The following is a 17443-nucleotide window of genomic DNA, read 5'->3' as shown; positions in this document are numbered from 1 at the left end:
CCGTGGCCTACAAGACCGCGGCGGAGCCGGCCGTGGTCCCCGCGGGGACCACGGCCCGCCCGCCGGACACGACCGCGCCCCCGGCCCGGCCCGTACGGCGCAGCGGGGCCTGGACGCCCTGGCTCTATCTCGCACCCGCCCTCGTGGTGCTCGCCGGACTGCTCGTCTACCCGCTCTACCAGCTCGGCCTGATCTCCTTCCTGGAATACACACAGGCGCAGGTCAGCGGCGGTGAACCGACCACCTTCCAGGGCCTCGGCAACTACCGGACGCTCTTCGCCGACAGCCAGTTCTGGCAGGTGCTCCTCGCGACGGTGCTCTTCGCGGCCGCGTGCGTGGTCTCCACACTCGCCGTCGGCTGCGCCCTGGCCGTCCTGCTGACCCGCGTACGCGCCCTGCCGCGGCTCGCCCTGATGCTGGCGGCTCTCGGCGCCTGGGCCACCCCGGCCATCACCGGTTCCACCGTGTGGGTCTTCCTCTTCGATCCCGACTACGGCCCGGTCAACCGGATGCTGGGACTGGGCGACTTCTCCTGGACGTACGGGCGGGTCAGCGCCTTCGCCCTCGTCATGTTCGAAGTCGTGTGGTGCTCCTTCCCGTTCGTGATGGTCACCGTGTACGCCGGCATCAAGGCCATTCCCGGAGAGGTGCTCGAGGCGGCCTCGCTGGACGGTGCCTCGCAATGGCGCATCTGGCGGTCCGTCATGGCACCGATGCTCCGCCCGATTCTCGTGGTCGTCACCATCCAGTCGGTCATCTGGGACTTCAAGGTCTTCACCCAGATCTATGTGATGACGAACGGCGGAGGCATCGCCGGACAGAATCTCGTGCTCAATGTGTACGCCTATCAGAAGGCCTTCGCGTCCTCCCAGTACAGCCTCGGCTCCGCGATCGGCGTCGTCATGCTGCTGATCCTGCTGGCCGTCACCCTCGTCCATCTGCGTCTCGTGCGACGGCAGGGAGAAGAGATATGAGCCTTGTGCGCACACGGATACGGGTGCGGCGCCCGGGACGGCTGATGGCCGAGGCGGCGGCGCTGGTCATCGCCGTCGTCGTCGCCTTCCCGCTTTACTGGATGGTGCTCTCCGCATTCAAACCGGCGGGGGAGATCCAGTCCAAGGAGGCGAGGCCGTGGACGCTTTCCCCGTCGCTGGACTCGTTCCGGCGGGTCTTCCAGCAGGAGGAATTCGGCGGCTATTTCGTCAACAGCCTGATCGTCGCCTGCACGGTCGTCGTCGCCTCCGCGCTCATCGCCTTCCTCGCCGCCACCGCGGTGACCCGCTTCCGCTTCAAGTTCCGCACCACGCTGCTCATCATGTTCTTGGTGGCACAGATGGTGCCGATCGAGGCGCTGACCATTCCGCTGTTCTTCCTGATGCGGGACTTCGGGCAGCTGAACACCCTCGGCTCGCTGATCCTGCCGCACATCGCCTTCTCCCTGCCGTTCGCGATCTGGATGCTGCGCGGCTTCGTCAAGGCGGTCCCCGAGGCGCTGGAGGAAGCGGCCTGCATCGACGGCGCCGGCCGTGCCCGGTTCCTGTGGCAGATCCTGTTCCCGCTGGTCCTCCCGGGGCTGGTGGCGACGAGCGTGTTCTCGTTCATCTCGACCTGGAACGACTTCCTCTTCGCCAAGTCGTTCATCATCAGCGACACTTCGCAGTCGACGCTGCCGATGGCGCTGCTCGTCTTCTTCAAACCCGACGAGAACGACTGGGGCGGAATCATGGCGGGATCGACGGTGATGACCGTGCCGGTCCTGGTCTTCTTCGTACTCGTACAGCGACGTCTGGTCTCCGGGCTGGGCGGCGCGGTGAAGGACTGACCGTGAGGGCGCCCCGCGCCCGCGAACCCCGGGCCGCCGGGCCCCGGACAGGCAGGCGCGATGTCGTGCCCGCCGTGGTCGACCGACTCGAAAGGCGGACCTGATGGATGTCCTCCCCCTGCCGCGCGGCGGCAAGACGCACAACGGCGCATTCGTGCTCGACGGGTCCACTGTCATCGACGCGGGCCCCGGCACCGAAGGCGCCGAGCGCCGGCTGCGCGCCGATCTGGGCGCGGCGACGGGCCTGCCGCTGGCGCCGGGCGTCGGTGACGGTGGCGGGGTGATCCGGCTGCGCGTCGACACCGCGGACGCCGGGCCCCTCGGACCCGAGGGCTACAAGCTGTACGTCGACGGCGACGGCATCACCATCCGCGGCGGCGGAGCCGCAGGCGTGTTCTGGGGCGTGCAGACGCTCCGTCAGCTCCTGGGGCCCGAGGCGTACCGCAAGGCGCCCGTGGCGGCGGGCAGGCGCTGGGAGGTGCCGTACACCGTCGTGGAGGACGCACCCCGGTTCTCCTGGCGCGGCCTCATGCTCGACGTGTCACGGCACTTCATGCCCAAGGAAGGTGTGCTGCGCTACCTCGACCTGCTCGCCGCGCACAAGCTCAACGTCTTCCACTTCCACCTCACCGACGACCAGGGCTGGCGCATCGAGATCAAGCGCCACCCGAGGCTGACCGACGTGGGCGCCTGGCGGTCGCGGACCAAATACGGGCACCGGGCCTCACCGCTCTGGGACGAGGCCCCCCACGGCGGTCACTACACCCAGGACGACATCCGGGAGATCGTCGCCTACGCCGCCGAACGGCACATCACCGTCGTCCCCGAGATCGACATCCCCGGGCACTCGCAGGCCGCCATCGCCGCGTACCCGGAACTGGGCAACACCGACGTCATCGACACGGCCTCCCTGACCGTCTGGGACAACTGGGGCATCAGCCCCAACGTACTCGCCCCCACCGACACCACCCTCCGCTTCTACGAGGGCGTGCTCGAGGAGGTCCTCGGCCTCTTCCCGTCCGTCTTCGTGCACATCGGCGGCGACGAATGCCGCAAGGACCAGTGGAAGGCGTCGGCCGCTGCCCAGGCACGCATCAAGGAACTCGGCCTGGCCGACGAGGACGAGCTCCAGTCGTGGTTCGTCCGGCACTTCGACCGCTGGCTCACGGCCCGCGGCCGCCGCCTCATCGGCTGGGACGAGATCCTCGAGGGAGGTCTGGCGCCCGGCGCGGCCGTCTCCTCCTGGCGCGGATACCGGGGCGGCATCGCCGCCGCGGAGGCCGGCCACGACGTCGTCATGTGCCCGGAGCAGCAGGTGTACCTGGACCACCGGCAGGCCGCCGGCGACGACGAACCCATGCCCATCGGCTACGTACGCACCCTCGAGGACGTCTACCGCTTCGAGCCCGTACCGCCGGCGCTCGCCCCGGAGGCCGCCCGGCACGTACTGGGCACCCAGGCGAACGTCTGGACCGAGGTGATGCAGGACAGCGCCCGCGTCGACTACCAGGTCTTCCCGCGGCTCGCCGCGTTCGCCGAGGTCGCCTGGTCCACGCTGCCCCCCTCCGAGCAGCGCGACTTCGCGGACTTCGAACGCCGAATGACCGCCCACTACGCACGCCTTGACGCGCTCGGGGTCCACTACCGGCCCCCCGGCGGCCCGTTGCCGTGGCAGCGGCGCCCCGGCGTCGCCGGACGTCCGATCGACGGTGTGCCCCCGAACGTGTGAGCCCGGCCGGAGGCCGCCTCCCGGCGGCCCCGGCCCTGAGACGGTAGGAGAGTGGCACGGCAAGGAGAAAGGCGTACAAGCGCCGCTGAAGAGCGGCAATCCGCTCGTGGCGGTACGGGAGCACGAAACCGGACGATTGTCGCGGGCCGGTACGTGTGGGGCGGATGTGCCCTTCGCGGACCCTCACGACGGTCCGCCCGGAAGATGTGCCAGAGTTGCCACGTCCGGCCTGTGAGCACGTACGGTACGGCAACACAGGCGGGACAGCCGGGACACCGGGAAGGGGCAGCTTGGTGACCACGCACGCACCGCGAACGGCACAGTCGGTGACGCTGCCGGCCTCGCTCGACGAGGCCGTGGCGGCGCTCAGTGCCATGCCCGCCGCCGTCCCCGTCGCCGGCGGCACCGACCTCATGGCCGCGGTCAACAAGGGCCAGCTCCGCCCCGCGGGCCTCGTCGGCCTCGGCCGCATCAGCGAGATCCGCGGCTGGCGCTACCAGGACGGGCACGCCCTGCTCGGCGCCGGCCTCACCCACGCCCGGATGGGCCGGCCCGACTTCGCCGCCCTCATCCCCGCCCTTGCCGCGTCCGCGCGTGCGGCCGGGCCGCCCCAGATCCGCAACGCGGGCACCCTCGGCGGCAACATCGCCAGCTCCGCGCCCACCGGAGACAGCCTGCCGGTGCTGGCCGCCCTCGAGGCGGACCTGGTGATCGCCGGCCCGGGCGGCGCCCGCCGCGAGATCCCCGTGTCGCACCTGCTGGCCGGCCGGGAGATGCTCGGCCCCGCCGAACTGATCGGCTTCGTACGCGTCCCCCTCCTGCACGCCCCGCAGGTCTTCCTGAAGGCGACCGGCCGCACCGGCCCGGGCCGCGCCACGGCCTCCGTGGCCCTCGTCCTGGACCCGGCCCGGCGCGGTGTGCGCTGCGCGGTGGGCGCCATCGCGCCCATGCCGCTGCGGCCGCTCGAGGCCGAGCGGTGGATCGGCTCGCTCATCGACTGGGACGGCGAGCGGGGCCTCGAGGGCGAGGCGCTGACGGCGTTCGGCGAGTACGTCGCCACGGCGTGCATCCCCGACCCGGCTCCGGCGCCCGAGGGCGAGGAGCAACCGGTGCTGTCGCCGGCCGTACTGCATCTGCGGCGCACCGTCGCCGCGCTGGCCCGACGGGCACTGGGGAGGGCGCTGTCGTGAGCAACGAGAACAACCCGCACGGCCTTCCGCCGGAGTTCCAGGAGCTCCCGGAGGGCTTCGAGCCCGATCGCGGCGGCGACCGGTACGACGATCAGGACCAGCGGGATCCCTACGGCCGGCCGCACGGCCAGGGGGGACCGTACGGGCAGGACGGTCACGGCGAGTCGTACGGGCAGCGCGGTGACGGGGAGTCGTACGGGCAGCACGAACAGGGCGAGTCGTACGGGCAGTACGAGCAGGGCCAGCCTTATGGGCAGCCCGAGCACGGGGAGGCGTACGGCCGGCACGAGCCGCCGCAAGGTTCCTACGGTGATTCGTACGGCTCCTACGGGGACCAGGGCGGAGGCTGGCAGCCCACCCCGCAGGGCGGCGAGTACGACGGCGAGGCCACGGCCTTCTTCCAGTTGCCCCAGGAGTTCACCACCTCCGACTCCGCCCCGCTCGAGGCGCCGGGGCACGGCTACGTACCGCCGATGATCAGGCCGCTGACGCCTGCCGCGGGGACGGACCCGGCCGCGGCCGGGGGCTGGGCGACGCCGTGGCCGGAGCCTGCAGGGCAGGGGGCGGACGGCGCGTCCGACGCGAACACGAACGTGAATGTGAACGAGACGGGGCAGTGGGCCTTCCACGAGTCCCAGGACGTCCACGAGACGCACGACGCCCATGGCGCCCAGGGCTTTCAGGATGCGCGCGATGCGCAGGATGTCCCCGGTGCGCATGGTGCGCACGAGGCCTATGAGGTCCACGAGTCAGGGCAGTCCCGGGAGTCCCATGCGTTTCAGGGTGCTCCGGATGCCCAGGGGCCTCAGGCGACCTCGCACTTCCCTCAGTTCCCACAACTCTCGGAGTTCGAGGAGGCGCAGGAGGCGGAGCCCGCTGCGGCGTCCGATTCCGACTCCGGCGAGTTCCCGCTGCCGCCCGGCGCCGACGCGCCCTGGGCCGGTGCGACCCCGTCCGCGACGCTCCCCGGAGGCGCGCCGGCGCCCTGGGCGACGCTGCCGGGCGGCGCCTCCGCACCCTGGGCGGCGGACGAGTCGCAGCGGGCGGAGGAGCCGGCCGGGTCCGGGCCGGAGTCCGTGGCCGCCGAGCCGGCCGCTGAGGAAAACGCCGCGGAGGACGTGGCGGTGACCGGACCGGTCCAGCCAGCGGAGCCCGCCGCAACGGTGCGGGAGCCGGGCGAGACGTCCGCCGAGGCCGAGGCCGAGGGCGAGCACCCGTCTCGGCCCGAGGCCGGATCCCGATCGGAACCGGGATGCGAGCCCGAGCCGGCGGCAGGAGCCCAGGCCGAGGCCGAGGCCGAGGCCGGAGCCGGCACCGAAGCCGCAGCCGACGGCGAACCCGTGCCGGACGGCCCCGCCCCGGCCGCTGAGCCCGCGGTGCCCACCGGGACCGAGGAGCACCCGCCCACCTCGTACGTCCTGCGTGTCAACGGCACGGACCGCCCGGTCAGCGACGCCTGGATAGGCGAGTCCCTGCTTTACGTCCTGCGCGAGCGTCTCGGCCTCGCGGGTGCCAAGGACGGCTGCTCCCAGGGCGAATGCGGCGCCTGCAACGTGCAGGTCGACGGCCGGCTCGTCGCCTCCTGCCTGGTTCCCGCGGCGACCACCGCCGGCTCCGAGGTGCGCACGGTCGAAGGCCTCGCAACCGACGGCGAACCCTCCGACGTTCAGCGGGCGCTGGCGGCGTGCGGCGCCGTCCAGTGCGGCTTCTGCATCCCCGGTATGGCGATGACCGTCCACGACCTCCTCGAGGGCAATCACGCCCCCACGGAACTGGAGACCCGCCAGGCCCTGTGCGGCAACCTCTGCCGCTGCTCCGGCTACCGCGGCGTCCTCGACGCCGTGCGCGAGGTGGTCGCCGAACGCGCGGCGAGCGCCACCGCCGCCGACGAGGCGGAGGCCGGTGACGAAGCCCGCATCCCGCACCAGGCGGCACCCGGCGCAGGTAGTGTGCAGATTCACCCGCACGACGGAGGCATGGCGTGAGCAACGACGCGGCCACCACTGCGATGCCGCAGCCGGTCGACAGCCCCCGGCCGGAGGCTCCTGCCCACGGCCTCGGCGCGTCGCTCCCCGCCGCCGACACCCGCGCCAAGAGCGAGGGCACGTTCCCCTACGCCTCCGACCTGTGGGCGGAGGGCCTGCTGTGGGCGGCGCTGCTGCGCTCACCGCACCCGCACGCCCGCATCGTGTCCGTGGACACGTCCGCCGCCGTCGAGATGCCGGGCGTACACGCGGTGATCACCCACCAGGACATCCCCGGGGACGGTGCGTACGGCAGGCGCATCGCCGATCGGCCCGTCTTCGCGTCCGAGATCGTCCGCCACCACGGTGAGGCGATCGCCGCGGTCGCCGCAGACCACCCCGACACGGCCCGTCTCGCGGCGGCGGCCATCGCGGTGGAGTACGAGGTCCTCGAGCCGGTCACCGACCCCGAGAAGGCCTTCGCCGCCGAACCTCTGCACCCCGACGGCAACCTCATCCGCCACATCCCGCTCCGCTACGGCGACCCGGACGCGACGGGTGACGTGATCGTCGAGGGCCTGTACCGCATCGGCCGCCAGGACCCGGCACCCATCGGCGCCGAGGCCGGCCTCGCCGTGCCCCGCCCCGACGGCGGCGTCGAGCTCTACGTGGCGTCCACCGACCCGCACACGGACCGCGACCTCGCCGCCGCCTGCTTCGGCCTCGAACCGGAACGCGTCAAGGTCGTCGTCACCGGCGTACCGGGTGCGACGGGCGACCGCGAGGACCCGGGCTTCCAACTGCCCCTCGGACTGCTCGCCCTGCGTACCGGCTGCCCGGTCAAACTCGCCGCCACCCGCGAGGAGTCCTTCCTCGGCCACGCCCACCGCCACCCGACGCTGCTGCGCTACCGGCACCACGCGGACGCGGAGGGCCACCTCGTCAAGGTCGAGGCGCAGCTGCTGCTCGACGCGGGCGCGTACGCCGACGCCTCCTCCGAGTCGCTGGCCGCCGCCGTAGCGTTCGCCTGCGGGCCGTACGTCGTCCCTCACGCCCACATCGAGGGCTGGGCGGTACGCACGAACAACCCGCCCTCCGGCCATGTACGGGGCGAGGGAGCCATGCAGGTCTGCGCCGCGTACGAGGCGCAGATGGACAAGCTCGCCGCGAAACTCGGCCTGGACCAGACCGAGATCCGCCTGCGCAACGTCCTCGCCACCGGCGACATCCTGCCCACCGGTCAGACCGTCACCTGCCCGGCGCCCGTCGCCGAACTGCTCCAAGCCGTAAGGGACTTCCCGCTGCCGCCCCTCCCCAAGGACTCCCCGGAGGACGACTGGCTCCTCCCGGGCGGTCCCGAAGGAGCCGGCGAACCGGGCGCGGTACGCCGTGGCGTCGGCTACGCCCTCGGCATGGTCCACATGCTCGGCGCTGAAGGCACCGACGAGGTCTCCACGGCCACGGTCAAGGTCCACGACGGAGTCGCCACGGTCATCTGCGCGGCCGTCGAGACGGGCTCCGGATTCACGACGCTCGCTCGGCAGATCGTCCAGGAGACCCTGGGCATCGACGACGTCCGCGTCGCCTCCGTCGACACCGACCAGCCACCGGCCGGCCCCGCCGCCCACGGCCGCCACACCTGGGTGTCGGGCGGAGCGGTCGAACGCGCCGCGAAGATGGTCCGCACACAGCTTCTCCAGCCGCTGGCCCACAAGTTCGGCATGTCCACCGAACTGCTCCAGATCACCGACGGCAAGATCACTTCGTACGACGGTGTCCTGTCGACGACGGTCACGGAGGCGATGGACGGCAAGGAACTCTGGGCCACCGCCCAGTGCCGCCCCCACCCCACAGAGCCGCTCGACGAGTCGGGCCAGGGCGACGCCTTCGTGGGCCTGGCATTCTGCGCCATCCGCGCGGTGGTGGACGTCGACATCGAACTGGGCTCGGTCCGCGTGGTCGAGATGGCGGTGGCGCAGGACGTCGGCCGCGTCCTCAACCCCGCGCAGCTGGCCACCCGCATAGAGGCCGGCGTCACCCAGGGCGTCGGCGCGGCCCTCATGGAGAACCTCCGCACGGCCCGCGGCGTGATCCGCCACCCCGACCTCACCGGCTATACCCTCCCGACAGCCTTGGACGCGCCGGACATTCGCATCGTGAAACTCGTCGAGGAACGCGACGTGGTGGCCCCCTTCGGCGCCAAGCCGGCGAGCGCCGCGCCGGTGGTCACGTCCCCGGCCGCGGTCGCTTCCGCCGTCCGCGCGGCCACGGGCCGCCCGATCAACCGTCTCCCGATCCGGCCGCAGGCGGCGGTGGCTGTTCCAAACTCGTGACGTAGTCGGCGAGTTGCTAGTGCAATCCAGGGGTGCGCTGTGTCATGCCCACTCGGTAGAGTGATCCCTGCAGACGTGTGTAAACGGGGAGGCATTCGTGGCGGAGGACGACGGGACGGGGCGGCCGGTGTACGGCCCGCCGGTACCGAGGCCAAGTGCGCCGAGCGGGGGTAGCAGCGGCAAGGACCTTGATGTCGATGCCGGGGAACTGGCGGCGTTCAAGGGGCGGGTGGACAAGCTCCTTCTGCGGCTCGAGGGGTCACCTGCGGCACCGGGGAAGCTCGCTGACGGAGAGATTCCCGAAGGAGACATGGGCACGGGCTTCAGCGAGGCCAAGGCGCTTTTCGGTATCTATCAGCGGGTGCACGCAGAGCTCAAGAACCTGTCCAAGGGGCTCGCGGGTCAGATCGAAGGCCTGGGCATCGCGGTGGACGGGTCGGCCAAGGGCTATCAGAACATCGACGACGACATCAAAGAGCGTATGCGGCGCATCAGTGCCGACGCTCAAGCAGCCGTCGATCGGCGCGAGCAGGAACGACGCGAGGCTGAGAGGCCCAAGGACGAAAAGCCGAAGGACGAGGCCGGCCAGGGCGACACCTCGGGCGGCGCGGGCTTCTGATGTCGGCAGACATGAAGGCACGGGGAAGGGTGGGGAAGAACAATGGCTGAACCGAGCGAGGGCGGCGGAGTGGTCATGCCTCCGCTGGGAATCCTGGGTCTCTTTTTCGGAACCACCGACTTCGAGTCCAAGACGCATGAAGAGATGCTCGCCATGGTCAAGGCGGCGAATCCGGAGACGCTCAAGACTCTGTCCGACCAGCTGACCGACGCCGGGAAGACGATCACGGAGATCGGCGAAGACCTCAGGGCGTACATCAAGGGCGTTCGTTGGGAGGGTGAAGCCGGCAAGGCCATGGAGCTCTGGGGCGACCAGGCATGGAAGGCGACGCTCCAGCTCGGTACGTACAGCTCTGTCGGCGGCACGTGGATCGGCAACGCTGCTCAGACACTCCGCGAGGTGAAGACCAACCTTCCGGAGAAGGACGCGACTGCCCAGGCCAACTACGACGCCGCCGTCAAGTACCGCAACGACCCTGACTCCGAGGACATCAGACGCGAAGCGTGGTCCAAGATGACCGAGGACCACGCCCAGGCTGTGCAGCAGATGAACAAGCTGGCCCAGTCCTACTCGTTCTCCACGTTCGTGATCAGCGCGGCTGAGCCGCCGACGTTCCCGCCGCCGCCGGGGCAGTTCGTGCCTAGGGCAGATGAGCAGCGAAGTGAGTACATCGGCACTGGAACCGGCCGGACCTCTGGGGTCGAGCGGGGCACCGGCGAGCCGTACCTTCCTGCCTCGCACAAAGAGGTGAGCGAAGTACGTCCGGACCCTCCTTCCACGGTTCGGGCTGAGACAGCCGTTCCCCGGCAGGACCGCCCCGTGGACATGGGAATCGACAGCGTGGATACGCTGCCTCCGCAGACACAGATTCCGCAGACGCCCGTGGGACCGCCTCCTACCGGTCGACCTGAAACCAATGTGCTTCCGCCCGTCGTAGGTATCCCCCCGATGCAGGTGGGCAAGACGACTGGGCCCGCCTCCGTGCCCCCAGGCGGTTCCAAGGGTTTCCCGAACGCGAGAAACGTGGTGTCGCCGAGCGGTGGGGGCATCAATTCGAGAATGCCTCGAGACAGCGGTATCACGGGCGGTCGCCCCGTTCCGCCCTCCAGCGGTCGGCCGACAGGCGGGATTCCGCGTAGCAACGTCATTGGTGGCGATTCCACCGCTCGAGGGCTCACCGGACGTGGCATGCCGCATATGCCCGGGATGTCCGGCGGTCCCATGCCAGGGCAAGGAGGTGGTTTCGGCGGCCGACGTCTGGCTTCGGAGGGCGGCGGCATGGTCGGTGGTCGCCCGTCCCAGTCGGGTCAGGCAGCAGCTCGCCCGTTCACAGCGGGCGGGTCCGGACTGGTTCGTGGAACGCCCGCCGGTGGCGCTGGTGCCGGCCAGGTGGGACGTACGGGTCCGGCGGGTGCGGGAGCCAACGGCAGTCGTAGGCGTCGGGACGACGAGCAGGGAGAGCGCCCCGACTACCTGTCAGAGGATGAAGAGACCTGGCAGCAGGGTAGTCGGCGGATTGTTCCTCCCGTCATCGACTGAAGCAGATATCGCGAAGGATGAGGATGCACACCAGTAGCCGTCACAAGGCCCGGCTCGGCCGCGTGATTTCAGCCACCTTGGGACTGCTGCTGGTGGGCGTCGCAGCAACGCCCTCGCATGCGGAGTCGATTCGCTCGATGCAATGGCACTTGGACGCCATGCAGGCCGAGGAGATGTGGAAGTCGAGTACCGGCAAGGGCGTCACCGTGGCAGTGATCGACACCGGTGTTGATCCCACGGTTCCAGACCTACGTGGCCAGGTCCTCGACGGGCGTGACTTCTCGCCCGAAGCCGGTACATCGGCCGACGACGTCGATGGGCATGGGACCGGTATCGCCGCCCTGATTGCCGGCACAGGCAAGGGGAAGGGGGCATACGGCCTGGCCCCGGATGCCAAAATCCTTCCTGTTCGCCTCTGGAAGGTGAGTGGCGAACAGATGGGCATGGAGGAGGAAAAGTCTCTGGCCGCGGCTATCCGTTACGCTGCCGATTCCTCCGCCAAAGTGATCAACATGTCCATCGGTGGGCCGATGCACTCGGAGACCGTCACCGAAGCGGTCCGATACGCCCTCACCAAGGACAAGCTTCTCTTTGCTTCTGTGGGTAATTACGGAAGCGCCGTCGGGTACCCGGCAGCGACGCCTGGAGTAGTGGGCGTAGGTGCTGTGGACAAGGAAATCAATAAGACCGATGAATCGTCTGTCGGGCCGAAGGTCGACCTTGTTGCTCCTGGTATCGACATGGTGGGCGCCTGCACGGGGGGTACCGGCGTCTGCAAATCCCACGGAACGAGTGGGGCCACCGCTCTCGCCTCCGCCTCCGCCGCCCTGATCTGGTCCCAGCACCCTGAGTGGACGAACAACCAGGTCCTGCGCGTCATGCTCAACACCGCAGGCGGTCCTCGGAGCGGCAACAAGCGCAACGACTCGATCGGTTATGGCGTCGTCCGCCCCCGTATCGCGCTCAAGTCGCCCGGAGACCCTGGCCCTGCCAACGAGTACCCGCTGCCCGACCTGGCGGAGGCTGCCTCCCCCTCCTCGGCGCCGTCGCCCGATGCTTCGGAGGCCGCTGCCGGAAGCAAGGACAGCAAGGAGCAACCGGCCGTGGCCGCTCCTGCGTCCGAGGATGAGAGTAATTCGGGTCTGTGGATCGGGCTGGGGGTGGCCGCGGCGCTGCTCATCGGAGCAGCGGTCGGCATTCCGGTGGTCCGGGCACGTCGAGGCTGAAGCGAGGACGCGCCCTACAGGACAGGCACAGCGGTCACGTTTCCGTCGCTCACGAGGAACACCCGACGGCCGGCTCCCGCCATCACCGTCGGCCCCCCTGTGTCGGACTTGTAGACCCAGGCGCGCCTGGAGGGAGGGTCGTGGAAGACGGACACCCCCTCAGCTCCGTCGACAAGGAGGCTTCTGCCCTCGGCCACGGGTGGAAGGCTGCTCAGCAGGTCCGCTTCCATCGAGTCGTTCCCCATCAGGTCCGTGTCTCCATTGGACATGCGCACCGATTGGGGCCTGCCGCCGACGATGGCACAGACATTCAGCTCCTTGACCCACGGTGCGCCCCATCCGTCCGCGGCGGAGGAGGTGTAGCCGGAGACGGTCCACCGCTCCGTGCCGTCCGCCACCATCAGGGCGGCGAGTTCCCTGCCTCCGAGATACACACTGGTCCGGTCGATGGCCGGCATCGCCGGCCCGAACCCTTGGCTGCGCCGCCAGACTTCACGGCCGGTGTCCGTGCTCAGCGCGATCACGACTCCGTTCGAACCCGAGACGACAAGGCGCTCGGCACCGACCGCGGCGAGCGGCCGGTCGGCAGACTGCATGCCCTCCGGCGCGGTCACCGTCCACAACGGCTTGCGCCCGGAGATCTCCACGGCACGGATCTCCTCGGCCCGTGTGAGTACATAGACGCATGTTTCGTCCAGAGCGAGCAGTTGGACCGCCTCCGCGGACACTGCCCATCGCTGTTCTCCTGTGGAGGCGTCCAGGCAAGCCACCTCGCCGCCGTCCGTCACTGCGATGAAGTGCGTCTCTGATAGTTGGAGCATGCCCGCTGTGCCGGACGCTTCAGAAAGACTCCACACCTCCTCGCCGTCCATGGCCTTGTGCGCAGCCAGGCCACCGTCACGAGCGCTGAAGATCACTACCCCATGCATGGCGATCGGCGGCGGGACCGTGCCTTCTGCCGCCACATTCAGTGGCCCCCACAGCGGCCGGGGGGTCCTTCCGTCGGCGTACTCCTCGTATGCCACAGGCTCCGCGTCCGGTGGGATCGCAACCGGCCCGCCCGCAATGTGGTTCAGCCACCAGGCCGTGGTCCCGCCGGCTGCGGCCAGCACCGCGCCTCCGGCCGACAGCGACGCGACGAGGAACCTGCGGCGCGACGGCTGTTGTCCCGCTCGCGGTCCGACGGCTGTCACGAAGCGCTCTACTTCCGTCTCGCGCTCCTTGATGTCGGATGCGAGGGCACCGGTGCGCCAGCTCTTTTCGTCTCCGCGCCGAGTGGCGAACGCCTGTGCAATGTGCTCAGGCCGAGGGCGATTTCCAGGGCCTTTCGACAGACAGGACTCGATGAGACTGCGGAACTGCCAAGGCACGGCGTCGAGTCGCGGCTGCCCGTGGACGACCTCGTACTGCACAGCCGCGACGTGCGCGCCGTCGAATACGCGGCGGCCGCCGGCCGCGTAGGCGAGAACGGCACCCAGCGAGAACACGTCGGCCGACGGATCCACCCGCTGCCCGAGCACCTGTTCCGGCGCACCGTACCCGGGTGTTGCGGGTGCCTGCCCGGTGGTCGTGAGCGTGAGACCGTGCTCGGGCCGAGCGATTCCGAAGTCGATGATGCGTGGACCGGTCCTGGTGAGGATGATGTTGGACGGCTTGATGTCCCGGTGGATCAGCCCGGCGCGGTGGATGTCGCCGAGGGTGCGGGCCAGGGAATGGGCCAGGTGGCGCAGAGCGGGCTCGCCGAAGGGGCCGTGGCGTTCCACGGCACTGTCGAGCGTCGGTCCGGCCAGGAATTCGGTGGAGATCCACAGCCTCCCGGCCTCCGTTTGAGCGGCGAGCAACCGGGCCACGCCGGGGCTCGTCACCGCTTGTGCGGCCTCCGCCTCACGCACGAACCTCTGGGTGAGATTCCCGTCGTTCGTCAGGCCGGGGTGCAGCACCTTCACTGCGGCGGTCCGACCCGAACCGTCCTGACCGAGGTACACCCTTCCCATACCCCCGGCTCCCAGGACTCCCAGGATCCGATAGGGGCCGAGTCGAATCGGATCGCCGGGGCCGAGGGGCTGCATCGAAACTCTTTCCGTGTGGTGGAGGGGGGAACGAGGAGGTACGTCACTCCACGGAGTAGCCGGCAATCACGTCTGTCTGTACAGCGACGAACATGCCGTTGTCCCCCCGGACGTAGCGGGCGTCATGCGGCATCGTCACGGTGTTGCGCGTGCGGCGCGTACGAATGTCGATCACCTCGAGCCCGGACTTACCGATGATGTAGAGGTCCTCTTCGCCGACGAAGGCGACGCCGTAGCGGTCCGGTACGGGTGACGACTCCCAGACGAGGCTTCCCTTGGCGGCGTCGACCGCTGTGACGATCCCGCCGAAGCGCATGGTGTACAGCACGTCCCCGCCGAGGACCGGATGCGGAAGGTCCTGGGGGACGTCCTCGCCGTACTCCCACACCGTTCTTCCGTCTGTCAGACGCACGGCGATGACCTGATGGCGTTCGGTGTTGAGACCGAAGCTGTTGGCGCCCAGGTACACATGTCTCTCATCCATCACGATGCCGGCGACAAGAGGGGCATCGGGCTTGACCGCCCAGCGGAAAGCGCCGGTCGAGGCGTCGTAGCATTCGAGGCGCGCCTCGCTCTCGGAGTCGCCGACCGTCATGAGGAAGCTCCCCGCGAGGGCGCGTGCGTCGTAGAAGGACTTCAGTACCGGGTTTTCCACAGGGCCGAGCTCGCTGCGCCAGAGCTCCTTGCCGGAGGAGACGTCGGCGGCGACCAGATACCAGGTGGCGCGGGCATCTGTTTCCCCTTGGCCGGCGACGAGGAAGGCTGTGCCGTCCGAGACGCAAAGCAGCTTCCCGTTTCTCAGGGCGCTGTTGAAGTCGTCCAGTACCAGTACGAGTTCGAGAGAGCCGTCCGCCAGGTCCACCGTACAAAGCGTCAGTTCACTCGGGTCCGGAGTGACTGCGTAGATGCGTCGGCCATCGGTTGTCACCGCACTGGCCGACACCATTTCCTTGCGGAGCCACCTGTCCTCTCCCGTCGCTACATCGACACCGATCAGCCCTTCGACTGTCGTGATCGCCAGGCAGTCACCCGCCAGCAGCGGAGCAGTATCGACTTCCTGCGAGTTCCTCGAGATGCCTCTGGTCCAGACAGAGCCCGGCAGTTTGGGAACCTCAGAAGCAGGGGACGGCGCGGCCGTGTCCTCGGTGAAGCTCGTACCGCGGCTGTCGAGCCACGTCCAGATGCCGGCCCCGAGCGCGATTGCGCCTGCGGCGGTTCCTCCACCGCGTCTGAGAAGCGTGCGACGGGAAACCGCGGCGCGTCCAGCGGCTGCTTCCGTGATCGGCGAGGTATACGCCGGCTCTGGAAGCCGATGCGGGTGGTGGGCCCACACGTCCGTGGCGCGCCGCGCGATGTCGGTGAGGAGGGCATGGGGCAGATGGTCGGCGAACTGGCCCTGCCCGTCATGAAGTTGGGCGGCCAGCTCTCCGGTGCTGGGGCGCTCGGCGGGGTCCTTGCCGAGGCAGCGGCCGAGGACGGGCGCGAGGGCCGGGGGGAGCCCTGTGAGGTCGGGTTCGGTGTAGCGGATGCGGTAGAGAAGGTCGGCTGCCTGTCCCGTGCCGAAGGGTGGTCGGCCGGTGGCGGCGTACACCAGGACGCCGGCGAGGGCGAAGGTGTCGCCGGCGGGTGTGTGCTCCTGCCCGGTGGCCTGCTCGGGGGACATGTAGGCGGGAGTGCCCGCCGCGGCGCCGGTGCGGGTGAGGCGGTCGTCTCCTGCGGCACGGGCGATGCCGAAGTCGATGATCTTGGGCCCGTAGGCGGTGATCATGACGTTCGAGGGCTTGAGGTCGCGGTGGACGACGTCCGAGGTGTGGAGCTGGGTCAGCGCTCCGGCGAGGGCGGCGCCGATGGCGCGGACGGAGGTTTCGGGGAGGGGCCCGCAGAGGTCGACGGCGTCGTCGAGGGGTGGGCCCAGAACGTATTCGGTGGCGAGCCAGGGCGTTTCGGCGGTCGGGTCGGCGTCGACGACGGTGGCACCGTGGTGGCCCCCGATGATGCGGGCGGCGTCGGTCTCGAGGTGGAAACGGGTGCGGGCGGCAGGGTCCGTGGCGATGTCGGCGTGCATGGTCTTCAGCGCCAGGACGCGTCCGCCGGAGGTACGGGCGAGATAGACGGTGCCCATGCCGCCGTGACCCAGCCGGGCGAGCAGGCGGTGGCCGGCGATCTCGACCGGATCGTCGTGCGTCAAAGGGGAAAGCATCGCCGTCAGACCCCGGACATCCGACGGGCGGCACCTTGCGAAGTCCGGCCGATATGGGCCGGCGCGCGGTTCAGCCGGCGCATTGGCGCACGTTCCATCTGTGAATCCCCCCGAGGCATGGCTACGCAAGTGGAGCCTACCGGCGCGCGCCGCAGCATGCTCCAGGGCATGTGCCTATCCGACACATGCCAAGCGGCACTTGGATGTAGAGATGCTGAGCGGGGCATTTGGTCTGTCCGGATTCCGTCGTAGGGTGGTTCGGTCCGACTGCCCATTGGTGCGCCACCTATCGTTTGCACAGGTTCCGGGGGATTCATGTCGTTCGACACCGAGTGGTCTTCGGTCCGTTCCGAGTCGACTGCGAATGTCAGCATGCGTTTGAACCAACTGCCTGCAGAGGAGGGTGGCGGCAGCAGCAGCGCCGACCTTCAGGCCAATCAGGACAAGCTGGGTGCTATTGGAAACGCCGCATTCCTCCTGCACGGCCGATTGAACACGGTCGGGAAGAAAGCGAATGCGAGCACGTCGGAAGCGGCGACGATGATGACCGTCAACGGTTTCCGGACCGGTGCCGCGATGGCGACGGTGCACGAGACTTGGGGCTCTCAACTGCAGACGCTGCTCGATGCGTGCGCGAACATCTCGAACCATCTCGATCACAGCGCCGCGTCGCACGCGCAGGACGAGAAGGACATCGCGGCGTCCCTGAGCGTGTCGAAGATCAACGAGTACCTGAAGTAGACGGGGGAGCC

At 69.5% G+C, this 17443-nt stretch carries 12 protein-coding genes; 10 read left to right on the top strand and 2 right to left on the bottom strand.

The genetic code is table 11. The annotated features are described in order from the left end of the window. Window positions 1–2: 2 nt before the first annotated feature. The 9 genes from MDN94_RS03555 (at window position 3) to mycP (ending at window position 12422) form a co-directional block, all read left to right on the top strand. Window positions 3–974 (top strand): carbohydrate ABC transporter permease, encoded by a 972-nt coding sequence (locus MDN94_RS03555; protein WP_482724523.1) that lies wholly within the window; start codon window positions 3–5, stop codon window positions 972–974. Then, window positions 971–1822 carry a carbohydrate ABC transporter permease gene (locus MDN94_RS03550; RefSeq protein ID WP_482724522.1) on the top strand — a complete coding sequence of 284 codons (852 nt, stop codon included), beginning with the start codon at window positions 971–973 and terminating at the stop codon, window positions 1820–1822. The genes MDN94_RS03555 and MDN94_RS03550 overlap by 4 nt, the downstream gene beginning before the upstream one ends. Window positions 1823–1925: 103 nt before the next feature. Then, the gene (locus tag MDN94_RS03545) at window positions 1926–3551 is read left to right on the top strand and encodes a beta-N-acetylhexosaminidase (RefSeq protein WP_482724521.1); all 1626 of its coding nucleotides are present in this window, start codon (window positions 1926–1928) and stop codon (window positions 3549–3551) included. A 293-nt stretch (window positions 3552–3844) separates the two neighbouring features. Next, window positions 3845–4741 (top strand): FAD binding domain-containing protein, encoded by an 897-nt coding sequence (locus tag MDN94_RS03540; RefSeq protein ID WP_482724520.1) that lies wholly within the window; start codon window positions 3845–3847, stop codon window positions 4739–4741. 473 nt (window positions 4742–5214) lie between these two features. Continuing rightward, window positions 5215–6726 (top strand): (2Fe-2S)-binding protein, encoded by a 1512-nt coding sequence (locus MDN94_RS03535; RefSeq protein WP_482726990.1) that lies wholly within the window; start codon window positions 5215–5217, stop codon window positions 6724–6726. Next, a complete protein-coding gene (locus MDN94_RS03530; RefSeq protein ID WP_482724519.1) occupies window positions 6723–9038 on the top strand; it encodes a xanthine dehydrogenase family protein molybdopterin-binding subunit in 2316 nt (771 codons plus the stop codon). The genes MDN94_RS03535 and MDN94_RS03530 overlap by 4 nt, the downstream gene beginning before the upstream one ends. A gap of 97 nt (window positions 9039–9135) precedes the next feature. Beyond that, on the top strand, window positions 9136–9657 hold the full coding sequence (locus tag MDN94_RS03525) for a hypothetical protein (RefSeq protein WP_482724518.1): 522 nt from the start codon (window positions 9136–9138) through the stop codon (window positions 9655–9657). Window positions 9658–9699: 42 nt separating this feature from the next. Continuing rightward, entirely contained in the window at window positions 9700–11196 is a 1497-nt protein-coding gene (locus tag MDN94_RS03520) for a WXG100 family type VII secretion target (protein WP_482724517.1), read from the top strand. 23 nt (window positions 11197–11219) lie between these two features. Beyond that, window positions 11220–12422: a type VII secretion-associated serine protease mycosin gene (gene mycP, locus MDN94_RS03515; protein WP_482724516.1), complete on the top strand. Its 1203-nt coding sequence runs from the start codon at window positions 11220–11222 to the stop codon at window positions 12420–12422. A gap of 14 nt (window positions 12423–12436) precedes the next feature. On the opposite strand, the gene MDN94_RS03510 is transcribed toward mycP, so the two are convergent. Then, window positions 12437–14491, bottom strand: a complete 2055-nt coding sequence (locus MDN94_RS03510; RefSeq protein WP_482724515.1) for a serine/threonine-protein kinase — start codon at window positions 14489–14491, stop codon at window positions 12437–12439. A gap of 43 nt (window positions 14492–14534) precedes the next feature. Then, window positions 14535–16679 carry a protein kinase domain-containing protein gene (locus MDN94_RS03505; protein WP_482724514.1) on the bottom strand — a complete coding sequence of 715 codons (2145 nt, stop codon included), beginning with the start codon at window positions 16677–16679 and terminating at the stop codon, window positions 14535–14537. A 327-nt stretch (window positions 16680–17006) separates the two neighbouring features. On the opposite strand from MDN94_RS03505, the gene MDN94_RS03500 reads away from it, so the two are divergent. Continuing rightward, window positions 17007–17432, top strand: coding sequence for a hypothetical protein (locus MDN94_RS03500; RefSeq protein WP_482724513.1), 426 nt, complete (start codon window positions 17007–17009; stop codon window positions 17430–17432). Window positions 17433–17443 lie beyond the last annotated feature (11 nt).

Source organism: Streptomyces sp. WAC00040 (assembly GCF_056835925.1).
Note: the sequence above shows the minus strand (reverse complement) of the source record. Positions and strands in the feature narration are given on the sequence as shown.

Excerpts from the sequence above, each read along its gene's own strand:
- MDN94_RS03550 (WP_482724522.1), top strand. The coding sequence starts at position 971 with ATGAGCCTTGTGCGCACACGGATACGGGTGCGGCGCCCGGGACGGCTG.
- MDN94_RS03545 (WP_482724521.1), top strand. The coding sequence starts at position 1,926 with ATGGATGTCCTCCCCCTGCCGCGCGGCGGCAAGACGCACAACGGCGCA.
- MDN94_RS03535 (WP_482726990.1), top strand. The coding sequence starts at position 5,215 with ATGATCAGGCCGCTGACGCCTGCCGCGGGGACGGACCCGGCCGCGGCC.
- MDN94_RS03520 (WP_482724517.1), top strand. The coding sequence starts at position 9,700 with ATGGCTGAACCGAGCGAGGGCGGCGGAGTGGTCATGCCTCCGCTGGGA.
- mycP (WP_482724516.1), top strand. The coding sequence starts at position 11,220 with ATGCACACCAGTAGCCGTCACAAGGCCCGGCTCGGCCGCGTGATTTCA.
- MDN94_RS03510 (WP_482724515.1), bottom strand. The coding sequence starts at position 14,491 with ATGCAGCCCCTCGGCCCCGGCGATCCGATTCGACTCGGCCCCTATCGG.
- MDN94_RS03500 (WP_482724513.1), top strand. The coding sequence starts at position 17,007 with ATGTCGTTCGACACCGAGTGGTCTTCGGTCCGTTCCGAGTCGACTGCG.